Raw genomic sequence first — 14,499 nt, 5'->3', positions numbered from 1 at the left:
CTAATTCTATAACTTTTTTTTCATTATTAACGCATCTTCATTACTGTCTTTATAATAATTTTTTCTAATATTTATTTTTTCAAACCCTACTTTTTTATATAGATAAATAGCACTATAATTAGTTACTCTTACCTCTAAGAATATTTCATTATAACCTATTTTTTTAGTTTCATCAATAGCTTTTTCTAAAAGAGTTTTCCCAATTCCTTGATTTCTAAACTTTTTCATTACCGCAACTCTTAATACCTCAACTACATCTGAAGTGTTATATAAAATTATATAACCAACTATCTCTTTTTTTACATATTCCACTAAAATTAAATATTCTTTAGATTCAAACATAGATTTTATAATATTTTTATTCCATGGTTTATTAAAAGATTCCATTTCAATAAATGATATGGAATCTAATATTGTAATTTTTTTATTCATAACAGTTCACCTACTTTAATAATCCCATCCTATTAACTGGCCAAAATCTAAACATTGCTCGTCCTCTAAATCTATGTTCTGCAACTAATCCCCACCATCTTGAATCAAAACTAGTTTTACTATTATCTCCAAGTACAAAATAATAATTTTCTTTTAATGTTATTTTTTCTCCACTTAACAATTTTTTAGCAATTTCATCATCTCTTAAAAAATCCATTATTATTCCTGTTTCATATTTCCCATTAACAATAAATTTGGCATATGGAAGTGCTCTTGTTATTACATCACCTCTTGACATTAAATATCTTTGAACATCATTTAATTTTCCAATATCACTTAATTTACCTTCTGCAGGTTTAAACTCTCCAGCTATTTGAATAGTATCGCCTTTTTTAGGAATATACCATTCTCCAGCTCCTAAATACCCTAATTGAAAGTAATCTCTATCATATTTCTTATCTGTTAATTTTTTTCCATTAATATAAATCCTCTTATCAGAGCCTATTTTTACTTTATCTCCAGATTCTCCTATTAATCTTTTTGTAAATAACAATTTATTATCCATTGGCTCTCTAAATACTACAATTTCTCCTCTTTTAGGGTCTCTAAAATTATATGAAACCATATCTCCGAACACTCTATCTCCAATTTCAATTGTAGGTATCATTGAACCTGTTGGAACTAAAAAATTTCCGACGTAAAAATGTTGTATTACTAACACTAAAACAACTGCAGTTACAATTGTTTCAGTCCAATTAACAGTTCCTCTAATTACTTTCTTTTTCATTGGAGATTTTACTTCATATTTTCCAATTATTTTATCAGAAAATTTATCTTTTATATTTTGTATTTTTTTTCCTAACTCTTTTTCTTTTATCCAAATATATGCAAAAAAAGATGTTACTACTATATATATTAAAATGTTTATATAAATATTTTTCATTTTTCCTCCTATGCAAAAAAGCTAGCAATACGCTAGCTTTTTTTTATTTTCTAATTTCTTTTATTCTTGCAGCTTTTCCTTTTAATTCTCTTAAGTAATAAAGTCTTGCTCTTCTTACTTTTCCTATTTTTGTTACTTCAATCTTAGCTACAAGAGGTGAATTAACTGGTATTATTCTTTCTACTCCTACACCATAAGACATTTTTCTTACAGTCATAGTTTTAGCAACACTACCACCACTAACTCTTAAAACTACACCTTCGAAAATTTGTATTCTTTCTTTTTCTCCTTCTTTTACGCTATAATGTACTTTTACAGTATCTCCAGCTTTAAATTGAGGAATATCTTCTCTAATGTAATCTTTTTCAACTAATTCGATTAGTTTTTCTTTCATATTTTGTTCCTCCCCTCTTTACGCGATGTTCATTTGCCAGTTTCACAAAGAGGACCACCCTTTTTGAAGCATTTAATTATATCATTTTTACTTTTTTTAGTCAATAGGAAATACGCAAAATATTATAAAGCTCTATATTCCATACTCTTTTAATTTATCATATAAAGTCTTCCTTGTAACTCCTAAAATTTTAGCCAAATGTGATTTATTATCCTTATATTTCGAATACATCTTTTTTAAATATTTTTTTTCGTTTTTTTTCATATATTCTCTTAAAGGTAATTCCTCAAATTCTAACTTTTCATCCTCTAAATGTCTCTCAAATAAAAATTCTGGTAGCATCTCTACACTTATTACATTTTTATCTCCACTTAATAACAATATATTTTGAATAACATTTTTTAATTCTCTTATATTTCCTGGCCAACTATAATTTAATAGTTTTAATTTTAAACCATCTGACATAATTTTTCTTTCTATATTAAATTTATTTGAAAAATCATCTAAAAATTTTTCAGCAAGAAATATAATATCTTCTCTTCTTTCTCTTAATGGCGGAATAACTATATTAAAAACTCCTAATCTATAATATAAATCCATTCTAAACTTATTTTCACTAATATTTTTTTTCAAATCCACATTTGTAGCTGCTATTATTCTTATATCTATTTTTTTCGTTCCTTCACTTCCTAACTTCTCTAGCTGCCCATCTTCTAAAACTCTTAAAAGTTTTACTTGAGAATAAATATTTAATTCTCCTATCTCATCTAAAAAAACGCTTCCATTATTCCCTAACTCTAATTTCCCTTTTTTATTTTTTTCTGCACCAGTAAATGCTCCTTTTTCATATCCAAAAAGTTCAGATTCTATTAAATTTTCTGGTAAAGCTCCACAGTTTATTTTTATAAATGGTTTATTATTTCTCAAACTGTTCATATGAATACTTTCGGCTATTAGTTCTTTACCTACTCCACTTTCGCCATTAATTAATACAGGACTATCTATTTTTGATATTTTTTTTATTTTTTCTATAACTTCACGCATCTCTTCACTTTTATAATAAATATTATAAAATTTATTTTCTTTCTCTGTGATGTTTTTATATTTTTCTTGATATAGTTCTAAATCCAATTTCTCTTTTGCATTTCTAATAACTTTAAAAAATTCCGTATAATTAAAAGGTTTTGAAAAATAATCATATGCTCCTTTTTCAATTGCTTCTTTGTATATCTCTTCATTCCCTTTCCCTGTAATTAATATAATTATAGAATTTTCATCTATTTTTTTTACCTCTTCTATAATCTCTAAACCATTTATTTCTCCCATAATCAAATCTGTTATAATTATGTCATATCTATTTTTTTTACACAATTCTAATCCAACCACTCCATTTTCAGCAGTATCTATTTTCAACTCTTTATCTCTTAACAATATCCTTTGTAAACTATAAAGCACATCCTCTTCATCATCTATTAATAATACTCTATATTCCCCCACTAATTAATCTCTCCTTTCTAATATCTCGCTTTCATATTTCACACCTTCAAAAGTTAATTTTTTATTTTTTTCAACATCTATTATTATTGTAATAGTTGTCCCAACCCCACTTTGAGAATCTATATTACATTTAAAACGATGAATATCAAACATTTTTTTTACCACTGCTAAACCTATTCCGCTCCCTTTTGTTTTTGTTGTATAAAATGGCTCAAATGCTTTTTTTAATACTTCTGGCTTCATCCCCTTTCCATTGTCTTTTATCTCTATTTTTATCTCTTTATCTTTATTTTTTTCTTTTTCTTCTATATTTATATATACAACTCCTTTTTCCATTGAATCATTACTATTAATTAAAATATTTAAAAATGCCTGCTTCAACATATTTTCATCAGCTTTAATATAAATCTCTTTATAATCACTATTTAATATTAATTTATTGCCTTTTTCCATCATTTTTTTACTTAATAACATTATTAATTCTGAAAACAACAAATTTATATCTACATCTTTCAAAACTATTTTTCTCTCTCTCGAGAAATCAAGTAACCTTTCTATTATATCATTTATTCTATTTATCTCTTTAGAAATCACTTTAAAATCTTCTCTTGTAAAGTCTATACTATCAAACTCTTGATAATACATATTAGCTATCATAGATATTGACGACAATGGATTCTTTATTTCATGTGCTATACTTGCCGCTAATCTTCCCACAGAAGCTATTTTGTCTAAATTAGCTATTCTTTTTTCATTTTCTTTGTTTTCTTTTAATTTTTCTACCATTTTATTAAAACTTTCCACTGCCTGCCCTAATTCATCATAACTACTTTTTTCTATTTTATATTCAAAATTACCAGTTTCTATCTTTTGTAATCCTTTTATTAACTCTCCAACAGGTTTTATTAACTTCCCTAATATTAAATTTAAAGATATTACTATTCCCAGCATTAACAAAAAATTTAAATAAAATATTTTATTCCTTATTCTTTGTTGGTTTTTTACAAATTCTTTTAGTCTGTATACAACTTCAATTTTTATATTTAAATTCTTATTCTTTTTTACTGCTACTAATTCCTCTTTTTTTTCTTCAAAATTAATTTTTTCTCTATCTGTATTTAAACTTTTTCTTGATTTTATTCTAACGCCTTTTTTATTATACATTGTAGTTCCTATTAATCTATTTTTATTATTATAAATATTTATTTCCATATCAATCCTGTTTTTTATATTATCTAAAAATTTATCTGAAATTCTATAAGTAAGTATAACCCATCCTATATTTTCTGCATTTTTTCTAATTGTTATAAATGATTTTATATATGCTCCATTTTTATTTTCAACTAACCACGAATCTAAAATTTTTTCTTTTTTTCTAGTTTTAATAAAATTATTTATCATATTAAAATTCATATCATTAGAATAATTCAAACTTTTAGTTATAATATTTCCATTCAAATCATATATTTCTATTGCAACATCTTTATATATTTCGATATACTTCAACAAAATATTTTGTGCTATATTATAATCATTTTTATTAAATAGCTCCAATATAGCATTATCTTTTTCTATAATTACAGCTTTTACCATTAAGTCTTTTTTTTTATTTTCTATCTCATTTGATATAATTTTTAAGTTGTTTTCCATATTTAACTTCAAATTATCTTGTATCATCTTTAACATAAAATTTTGTTGTATATAATATGACATAAACATTCCCAAAAACATAACTGCAAATATTACTACTACAACTTTTGTTTTAAATCCTATATTTTTTTTCATTGTATCTTCTCTTTAATTAGATTTTTTTTTATAGATTTTTTTATATCTAAACTATTTTTTAATATATCATAAATCATTTTGTTACTTTCCATCCAAAATCTGTTTAGTTTCGGAGAATTTGGCATAATAATCCCATTTTTCATTGAATTTTTAACATTTTTATTCACAGAAATAAATTTTGGGTCTTTTGACCATTTTTCTTGTATATCTTTTCCAATTAAATATTTCAATAATTTTTCAGCCTCAACTTTTTCTTTTGATTTTTTGTATATCACAAATGTTTTTATCCCTACAAAAGGTTTAAATTTTTCATCTTTTATAGTTTTTATTTTATAATTTACCCCTTTTAGATAATCTATACTCCAAGGTCCATTTATCATCATAGCTGCTTTATCATCTTTAAATAAAGTTGTTGCTAAATTAGAATTCATATACTTAAAATTATTTTTAATGATTTTCATCTCTTTCTCCATATTATTTAATGTTTTATCACTAATGTTTATAAGCTCTTTTACATCTCCACCCACATAACTATACCATGGGAAATGGTAATAATATTCATCAGTTGGAAAAACCATTCCTTCTATCCCATATTTTTCTTTTATTTTTTTTGATAATATTAATAAATCTGAAATTTTATTTGGAACTTTTTTTATATATTTGGGATTATAAAACAAAAACAATGTTTCTTCTTTAAAAGGATATCCATAATATCTGTTTTTATATTTTATACTTTCAACAGCTATTTTTGATAATTCATTTAGATTCTCTTTTTTTACTTCTTCAATTAAATTTTTCTCTACCAAATCTCCAATCCAATCATTTACAACTAAAAATATATCTGGGATTTTTTCATTTTTTTTACTTTTTTCTTTAAACGCTGATGTAAAATTAAAATACTGTGCCTCTTCTAAATTAATTTTAATATTATTTTCTTCTGAATACTTATATAATATTCCATTTAACGATTCATAATTTGGAGAAAACACCATTATATCTAACTTTTTTATTGATTTACTTTTATCTATAAAAGTTGTTCTAAACATATACACTGCTGTTCCTAATATGATTATTCCTATAAAAATCATTTTACGCATCCATCTTCACCTCTTCTGTTTTTTTATTTCGAAATTTATGTATTGTTTCCATCTCTATTATACTATTTTTGATTCTTTTTTTCAATTTAAAGAATGCTAAAAAATAAATTTATTATATTTTGTTTAAATTATTGCGTATTTATAACAAAATAAGAAGGTTATTTTTAATCTATTTCTTAATATTAAAAAATATAAAATAAATTTTTATTCTAAATTTGTTTTATATTTCAATTTCAAAACAAATAAAAATAAAAAAATTCTCCTTTATCGGAGAATTTTTTTATTTTTATTTATTCATCTTTATTTTCTTCTCTAATTTCTAAAACAGAATCAATATTATCAAAAAAAATATCTAATAAAAATGGATCAAAATGTTTTCCTCTTCCATCTTCTAATATCTTAAGAGCTTTCATCAAAGAAAATGCCTCTTTGTAAGTTCTTTTTGTAGTTAAAGCATCAAATACATCTGCTATTGCAACAATTCTTGCTGCTAGAGGTATCTCTTCCCCCTTTAATCCATTTGTATATCCTGTCCCATCCCATTTTTCATGATGATACAATATAATCTCTTTCGCTAACTTAGGCAAAGGAGAATCTTTTATCATATTATATCCTATAGTTACATGTTTTTTCATTTCTTCAAATTCTTCTTCTGTATACCTTCCAGGTTTTTTCAATATATTATCGCTTATTCCCACTTTTCCTATATCATGTAATGGAGCATACATCTTAATTTTTTTACTAAACAGTTTATCAAATCCAGCTTTTTCAGATATTAATTCTGCATATAATGAAACTCTAATTATATGTTTCCCTGTATTTTCATCATTATATAAATTTGCATTCTCAAGAGCTGATATTAAAGATGTTGTCATTCTTTCTAACTCTTCTGTTCTAGCATCTACCAAAAATCCAAGTATTTTGTTTTTTTCCTCTAACCTTCTATTTAATTCATCAGCTCTTCTATAATTCTCTCTTAAATTTAAATTCATCTTTTCTATTTTATTTTTTGCATCTTTTAATTTTTTGAAATTTTCATAATATTTTATAGCATTTTTTACTTTAAGATAAAAAATTCCATTATCAAAAGGTTTTTTTAAGTAATCATAAACACCTATATTTAAAAATTCTTCTATATTTACAACTTCATTATATGAGTCTATAAAAATAATTGGTATATATTCGGTTCTATCACTATTTTTTACATGATTAATTAATCCAATATGATCATTCAAAGATATTCCGCCATCTAAAATGACTACTCCAATTTCGTCTGGTTTTTCATCTAATATTTTCATGGCATCTTTCTTTTGGGTTATATTCACTACCTCTAAATCTTTAGTTATTAAAATATCTCTTAGTACTTTCCCAAATAAACCACCATCATCGATTAATAATACTTTCATTGCATCCACACCCCTTATCCTTGTTGAAGTTGCAACTCCTCAAAAACTTCTTCTGCGTAATTCACAAATTTTATCTCTATTCCACTTTTTATCTCTTCATCTATCTCTATTAAATCTTTTTCATTTTTTTTAGGCACAAATACTTTTTTTATACCTCTTAATTTCGCTGCTAAGAGTTTCTCTTTTAATCCTCCTATTGGCAATATTCTACCTGTTAATGTTATTTCTCCTGTCATTGCTATTTTATTTGAAATTGGTTTATTTAACAATTTAGAGGCTATTGCTGTAGTTAATGTAATTCCTGCTGATGGTCCATCTTTTGGAACTGCTCCTTCAGGAACATGAATATGTAAATCATAATTTTTATAATATTCTTTATCTCCATTATAATTATCAATTTTACTTCTAATATATGTTAAAGCTATTCTTGCTGATTCTTTCATTACATCCCCTAATTTTCCTGTTAAAATTAGCTCTCCATGCCCTGGCACAAGATTTACCTCTATATTAAGTACATCTCCGCCAAATTCTGTCCAAGCAAGTCCTGTTACAACTCCTATATCATGAATATCTTCAGTATCACTCATCTCATATTTTGGAATTCCTAATAATTTTTCTATTTCATTTTCATTTACTACTTCTGGATATTCCTCTCCCATAACAATTTTTTTCACTATTTTCCTAAATACTTTTCCTATTTCTCTTTCTAAATTTCTTACTCCTGCTTCTCTTGTATAATTTAATATTAATTTTTCCAATGCCATTTTTTCAATAACTATTTCATATTTTTCTATTCCATTTTGCTTTTTTTGACGTGGAATCAAATATTTTTCTGCAATAATAGCTTTTTCATTTAATGAATAGCCTGGTATTCTAATTATCTCCATTCTATCTCTCAAAGGTGCAGGTATTGTATCTAATCTATTTGCCGTAGTAATAAAAAATACTTTTGACAAATCATACCCCATCTCTAAATAATGGTCTACAAAATCAATATTTTGTTCAGGATCTAAAACTTCTAACATTGCAGAAGATGGATCTCCTCTAAAATCATACCCTAATTTATCTATTTCGTCAAGCATAAATACTGGATTTGATTTTCCAGATTGTTTTATCCCTGTTAAAATTCTTCCTGGGAGTGCTCCTACATAAGTTCTCCTATGTCCTCTAATTTCAGCTTCATCTCTTACTCCTCCAAGAGATATTCTTATAAATTTCCTACTCATTGCTTCTGCAATAGCTTTCCCAATTGAAGTTTTTCCAACTCCAGGAGGCCCCACTAAACATAAAATTGGAGTTTTCAACTCTTTAGATATCTTTTTTACGCTTAAATATTCTAATATTCTCTCTTTCACATCTTTTAATCCATAATGAGTTTCATCTAATATTTCTTTTGCTTTTTTTACATCTAATTTCCCTTTAGAAACATCTTTCCAAGGCAATTCTATTATAAAGTCCAAATAACTTCTAATAACCCCAGCTTCTGAAGAATCCAATGGCAATCTGCTCAATCTATCTATCTCTTTTTCAGCTAATTTTTTTACATTATTTGGGAATTTACGTTTATTAAATTCATTTTTATACCTTTCTACTTCCTCATCATTTTCAACTTGAATTCCCAACTCTTCTTCTATTGCTTTTAATTGTTCTCTTAAGAAAAATTCTTTTTGTGTTTCATCCATACCTTTTTTTATTTTATCTTGAATTTTATTTTTTATTTCTAAAACGTCTAATTCTTTATTTAAGTTTTCTATTGTTAATTCAAGCCTTTTTTTTACATCAAGTTCTTTTAACGCATTATATTTTTCTTCTAAATTTATATCTAATTGAGCTGTTATTATATCTGATAATCTTCCAGGTAACTCTACATCTATTGTAGGTGAAATTATTTCAGGAGTGACTGTTAATCCTCTTGATAAGCATGTTTCAAATTTATTTTTTACTATTTTATATAACGCTTCTTCCTCTTTATCCTTATCTTTTTGATTTCCTATCTCATTTAAAACAACAACTTCACCTTTACTCATTTTAGTTTTTTCATCTATTTTAAAATCTTTTAATTCTATTCTCTTTATCGCTTCTACTAATATCCTAAGAGTCCCATCTGGAAATCTTACCATTTTTAATATATTTGTTAAAACTCCAAATTCATATATATCATCTTTTTTCATTTCATCTTTTTCTATCTTTTTTTGAGTGAATATGGCTATTTCACTATTTCTCTTAAGCGATTCTTCTACTGCTCTTACAGAAAACTCTCTGCCAACATTTAGAGGGATTACCATATATGGAAAAATAACTACATTTCTTACTACTAATAAAGGTAATTCAATTTTTTCTTCTATATTCATATCGCCAGCCTCCTATTTATATCTTTTTAACCACGAATATACTCGAATTATCTCGAATGCAACATTTTTCCTAATTCGCTTACATTCGTTTCATTCGTGGTTTAAATCTTTTTTCTTTTTATTTTTGTAGCTATCTAATATAAACAATAATAAAATTATAAATAACAGCTTGCTCTAATCACTCTAAAAACGGTTGAACACGCATATTTTTTTCGTGAAGAGCAACTAATTTTTTAAGCCGTTCCTAAAGAACGTTGAAATAAATAACTTGCTCTAATCACTCCAAAAATGCTTAAACATGCATATTTTCTCGTGAAGAGCAACTAATTTTTTAAGCCGTTCCTAGGGAACGTTGGAAAAATAAATTTCTAATTTTTTGTTATAAAAACGCTTAAACCATTGCGTATTTTAAAACAAAATCGGAAGGTTATTTTTAAGCCGTTCCTAGAGAACGTTGAAATAAGTAATTTGCTCTAATCACTCTAAAAATGCTTAAACATGCATATTTTTTCGTGAAGAGCAACTAATTTTTTAAGCCGTTCCTAGGTGTAAGTATAAGCCGAATTTTGTATTTGACAATCATTTATCTGGGACAATAATTACTTACTGCCTCAAGCGACCTACCCAAAAACAAGAGCGGGCAAGCTCTATCTGTTTTTCTATTTGGTCTTGCTTCGGAGGGGGTTTACCTGGCTGCTTTTTTTACAAAAAACACCGGTGGTCTCTTACACCACCTTTTCACCCTTACCATAAAATAGCGGTCTATTTTCTGTGGCACTTTCCTTAAGATTTCTCTTAGCAGATGTTATCTGCCCTCCTGCCCTATGAAGTTCGGACTTTCCTCAGGAATATTTCATCCTGCGACTGTCTCTTACGCCTAGAAACAGCTTAAAAAATTATTGATAGCATCAAAGTTTTTGCAATTAAAAAATGTTTTTCATACGCTCATATACATTTGCTTATATCCATAGGAACGTTTAAAAAATAATGTTCTCATATTTTTTTATAAAAACGCTTAAAACATTGCGTATTTTATAAAAAAATGGGAAGGTTATTTTTAAGCCATTCCATAACTAATATCTCTCTGCGTAACTTTGCGTTCTCTGTGACTCTGCGTTGAATATTCTTTTTTTCTACAATTATTTTAAACTATCAAACTATTTACCTATGTTCTTTTTTAAAGATATTATCTTTTTTGAATATCCACAAATTTTACAACTATAAAGCTTTATTTCTTTATTTTTTTCATAATATTTATCAATTAAATCCATCTCCAAATTACAGTGTTTACATATTTTCATATTTTCTTTATATTTTTTTATGTATCTAAATATTAATACTATTATTATTAAAAAAACTAATATCCCTATAAAAATATTTTTCATAGTGTTATTAATCAATTGTTTAGAATCAGTTTTTTCACCTACATCAATAATATTAATTATATCTTTTGTATCACCTATAACTTCATAAATATAGTCTAAATAATCCTTTCCAGCAATTAAATCTGTTGTTTTATTTAACAAGTTGTCTATTTCGTCACTATATCCTTCAATTGATATATCTTTTGTAAAATATAATTTAACTTTATATTTTTTTACAATTTTTATAATAACGCTTCTCTTTAAATCCACTAAAGTTTTTTCTACTTCGCTATCTTTATTTAATATATATATATAATAACTTATTTTGTACTCTTTTTCCACATTTTTTATTTTTTTTTCTAAATTATTTTTTTCCTCCTGATTAAAAACACCTAATTCATCTGTTACATTTGCAAAAATAGAGTTAATTATAACAAAATACAATATTATTATCTTTATCAATTTTTTATTACACATTTTTTATTTCCCCTTTAAAAATATTTAAAAACTTTTTCAGAATTAAAAACATCTACCTCCACTATTTCTAACAACTCTTTTTTTATTATATCGGAAAACCATATTTCAGTCTCATAATGTCCTATATCTAATAACGCCATTCCTAATTCACGTGCATCAAATGCTTCATGATATTTTATATCAGAAGTTATAAACAACTCCACTCCTCTATTCTTCATTCTACTTATATAAGATGCTCCGCTTCCATTAACTAATCCTATTTTTTTTATCTCTTTATCTTCATCATAAACTGCTCTTATATTATTTATATTTAATTTTTCTTTTACAATTTTTATATATTCACTTATTTTTATTTTTTCATCCAATTTATAAATTCTTCCAATTCCACCATTTTCTATTTTATTTTCCAATTTTATTAATTCATAAGAAAAATCCTCATATGGATGATTCTTAGAAACATAATTTAAAAAATTATTTATATATTTTTTCTCTATTATTATATCCAATTTTTTATTTTCTACAATAGATAACTTTCCTTTTTCTCCTATTGCAGGATTGGCTTTTTCTTTCGCAAAGAAAGTTTCCTCTACTTCTGTGGAATATGATACTTTCTCATATCTTTCATCTTTGTAAATTTTATCAAAAGAGATAATTTTTTTTCTAAACTCTATAAATTTATCTTCTGGAATATAAATTCCAATTCGATAAATATTTTTATAATTTTTATCTAAAACTTCTCCATTTTCTACACCCAACAAATTCATAATATATTCATTTAATCCCATTTTAGCAGAATCTAAATTTGTATGCATAGAATATAAGCTAATTCCATTTTTTATTAACTTCAATATTTTTTTCCCAATATTATCTCCCGATGTTACTCTTTTTATAGGCTTAAATATTAAAGGATGATGCGTTATTATTAAATTAGCACCTATTTTTATAGCGTTTTCAATTACCTCATCTGTTACATCTAGTGATATTTGAATTCTATTTATTTCACTATTCAAATCTCCAACTAACAGTCCACTATTGTCCCAATCTTCTTGCAGTTTTAATGGAAATCTACTTTCTAATTTAGAAATAATTTTAGATAGCTTCATTAATCTTTCCATATTTTTTTCCCAATATATCTTAATTTTTTTAATGATCTTTCTTTTATAACTCTAATTCTTTCTGCTGATAAATTTAACTCTTCTCCAATTTCTTTAAAAGTGTATCTTCTTCCATCTTCAGAAAATCCAAAATACATTTTTATAATTTTAATTTCTCTTGAATCCAATTTTTTCAACATTTTATTTATTTTATTTTCAGAAGCTAATTTTTCTAACTCTGCTTCAATCTCTTCTTCGGTGCTATCATCTGAAATATCAAATTTCCCATTTCCATCTTCACCAGTATATGAGTCAATTGCTATCATTTTGCTTTCTATTATACTTTTTATTCTCGATGCTTCATCTACTGTCATATAAGTTCTTTCTGCTATTTCTTCTAATGTAGCTGCTCTGCCATTCTCTTGTGATATAGCTTTTTCAGCTTTTTTCAACATTTGATACTTCAAATATATGTGTGTAGGAACTTTCATGCTTGCAACTTTCTCATTTAAAAAATCTATCATATATTTTTTTATCCACCATGTTGCATATGTACTCAATCTATACCCTTTTGTGCCATCAAATTTATCTATTGCTTTCATAAGACCTAATGTTCCTTCTTGAATTAAATCTAAAAATGAAACTCCTTGTTTCGAATATTTTACAGCTAACCCAACAACTAATCTCAAATTGCTTTCTACCAATAAATTTTTCACTTTTTCATCATTATCTTTTATATTTAAATATTCCATTTGTACTTTTGGAGATAACAATTCATATTCTGAAACTTCTTTCATATATTGTTTCATAATATCTACATCTTTCATCAAAGATACACTTTCCATATCTTCTTCACTTTCTATTATAATCTCTTCATCTAATACTTTTATATTTTTAGATACTAAATAATCAATTATTTCTTCATAACTATTTTCATCTATTTTTTCCATACTTAATATATCTTCTATGTCAGATTGTTTTATTGAGTTATTCTTTGTTCTTTTTTTTATTTCTCTTAATAAATATTCATTATTCATTATATTCACCTCAAATCTTTATATTTTTTCCAAATTAAATTAATTTTTTCATTAAACAAAAAAAGAAGTTACGCTTCATATGGTAAAGCACAAATGTTTTTCTAAATTTTTGGCTTCTGAAAAATTTTGTCTTGAAAAATCTCATACTTAAAAAATAGCGTATCTTCTTTTCTAAAATAAATTAATTCTTTCCATTAAACAAAAAAAGCCTTACTCTATTAAGTAAGGTCTAACTTTCTTGTTGGTACTCCCTAGGGGAATCGAACCCCTGTCTCCGCCGTGAAAAGGCGGTGTCCTAACCGCTAGACGAAGGGAGCATATGGTGGGAACAACAGGGCTCGAACCTGTGACCCCCTGCTTGTAAGGCAGGTGCTCTCCCAGCTGAGCTATGCTCCCATATACAATGCTAATATTTAGTTTGGTACTCCCTAGGGGAATCGAACCCCTGTCTCCGCCGTGAAAAGGCGGTGTCCTAACCGCTAGACGAAGGGAGCATTTTGGTGGGCCTAATTGGATTCGAACCAATGACCACTCGGTTATGAGCCGAGTGCTCTAACCAACTGAGCTATAGGCCCTCAAACTGGCAAGGACAATTATATAGTAAAAGTCGCTTTTTATCAAC

The 14,499-nt window shown here is 26.0% G+C and carries 11 protein-coding genes, 4 tRNA genes and 1 other RNA gene; all 16 read right to left on the bottom strand.

The genetic code is table 11. The annotated features are described in order from the left end of the window. Nucleotides 1-6: 6 nt before the first annotated feature. The 16 genes from rimI to RDY08_RS01600 all read right to left on the bottom strand — a co-directional run bounded on the left by rimI (nt 7) and on the right by RDY08_RS01600 (nt 14,452). A complete protein-coding gene (gene rimI, locus RDY08_RS01675; protein WP_307904693.1) occupies nt 7-432 on the bottom strand; it encodes a ribosomal protein S18-alanine N-acetyltransferase in 426 nt (141 codons plus the stop codon). 10 nt (nt 433-442) lie between these two features. Further along, nucleotides 443-1,375, bottom strand: a complete 933-nt coding sequence (lepB, locus tag RDY08_RS01670; RefSeq protein ID WP_307904692.1) for a signal peptidase I — start codon at nt 1,373-1,375, stop codon at nt 443-445. Nucleotides 1,376-1,418: 43 nt separating this feature from the next. Then, nucleotides 1,419-1,769, bottom strand: a complete 351-nt coding sequence (gene rplS, locus RDY08_RS01665) for a 50S ribosomal protein L19 (RefSeq protein ID WP_307904691.1) — start codon at nt 1,767-1,769, stop codon at nt 1,419-1,421. Between the two features lie 132 nt (nt 1,770-1,901). After that, on the bottom strand, nt 1,902-3,266 hold the full coding sequence (locus RDY08_RS01660; RefSeq protein ID WP_307904690.1) for a sigma-54-dependent transcriptional regulator: 1,365 nt from the start codon (nt 3,264-3,266) through the stop codon (nt 1,902-1,904). A 3-nt stretch (nt 3,267-3,269) separates the two neighbouring features. After that, a complete protein-coding gene (locus tag RDY08_RS01655; protein WP_307904689.1) occupies nt 3,270-5,051 on the bottom strand; it encodes a sensor histidine kinase in 1,782 nt (593 codons plus the stop codon). Further along, nucleotides 5,048-6,148, bottom strand: a complete 1,101-nt coding sequence (locus RDY08_RS01650; RefSeq protein ID WP_307904688.1) for a sugar ABC transporter substrate-binding protein — start codon at nt 6,146-6,148, stop codon at nt 5,048-5,050. The genes RDY08_RS01655 and RDY08_RS01650 overlap by 4 nt, the downstream gene beginning before the upstream one ends. Nucleotides 6,149-6,438: 290 nt before the next feature. Continuing rightward, the gene (locus RDY08_RS01645) at nt 6,439-7,554 is read right to left on the bottom strand and encodes an HD-GYP domain-containing protein (protein WP_307904687.1); all 1,116 of its coding nucleotides are present in this window, start codon (nt 7,552-7,554) and stop codon (nt 6,439-6,441) included. A 14-nt stretch (nt 7,555-7,568) separates the two neighbouring features. After that, a complete protein-coding gene (lon, locus tag RDY08_RS01640) occupies nt 7,569-9,905 on the bottom strand; it encodes an endopeptidase La (protein WP_307904686.1) in 2,337 nt (778 codons plus the stop codon). A 539-nt stretch (nt 9,906-10,444) separates the two neighbouring features. Next, nucleotides 10,445-10,785: RNase P RNA component class A (rnpB, locus tag RDY08_RS01635), an RNA gene on the bottom strand. A 277-nt stretch (nt 10,786-11,062) separates the two neighbouring features. Beyond that, nucleotides 11,063-11,746, bottom strand: coding sequence for a hypothetical protein (locus tag RDY08_RS01630; protein ID WP_307904685.1), 684 nt, complete (start codon nt 11,744-11,746; stop codon nt 11,063-11,065). A gap of 14 nt (nt 11,747-11,760) precedes the next feature. Continuing rightward, nucleotides 11,761-12,861, bottom strand: a complete 1,101-nt coding sequence (locus RDY08_RS01625) for a Nif3-like dinuclear metal center hexameric protein (protein ID WP_307904684.1) — start codon at nt 12,859-12,861, stop codon at nt 11,761-11,763. Next, nucleotides 12,849-13,877, bottom strand: coding sequence for a sigma-70 family RNA polymerase sigma factor (locus RDY08_RS01620; RefSeq protein WP_307904683.1), 1,029 nt, complete (start codon nt 13,875-13,877; stop codon nt 12,849-12,851). Before RDY08_RS01620 ends, RDY08_RS01625 begins: the two co-directional genes overlap by 13 nt. 242 nt (nt 13,878-14,119) lie before the next feature. Further along, nucleotides 14,120-14,194: transfer RNA gene (locus tag RDY08_RS01615), tRNA-Glu, on the bottom strand. A gap of 3 nt (nt 14,195-14,197) precedes the next feature. Further along, nucleotides 14,198-14,273: transfer RNA gene (locus tag RDY08_RS01610), tRNA-Val, on the bottom strand. Between the two features lie 23 nt (nt 14,274-14,296). After that, nucleotides 14,297-14,371: transfer RNA gene (locus RDY08_RS01605), tRNA-Glu, on the bottom strand. Between the two features lie 4 nt (nt 14,372-14,375). After that, a tRNA-Ile gene (locus tag RDY08_RS01600) sits at nt 14,376-14,452 on the bottom strand. Between the last annotated feature and the right edge of the window lie 47 nt (nt 14,453-14,499).

The sequence above is a fragment of the Haliovirga abyssi genome (assembly GCF_030295325.1).
GTDB classification, from domain to species: Bacteria; Fusobacteriota; Fusobacteriia; order Fusobacteriales; family Haliovirgaceae; genus Haliovirga; species Haliovirga abyssi.
Note: the sequence above shows the minus strand (reverse complement) of the source record. Positions and strands in the feature narration are given on the sequence as shown.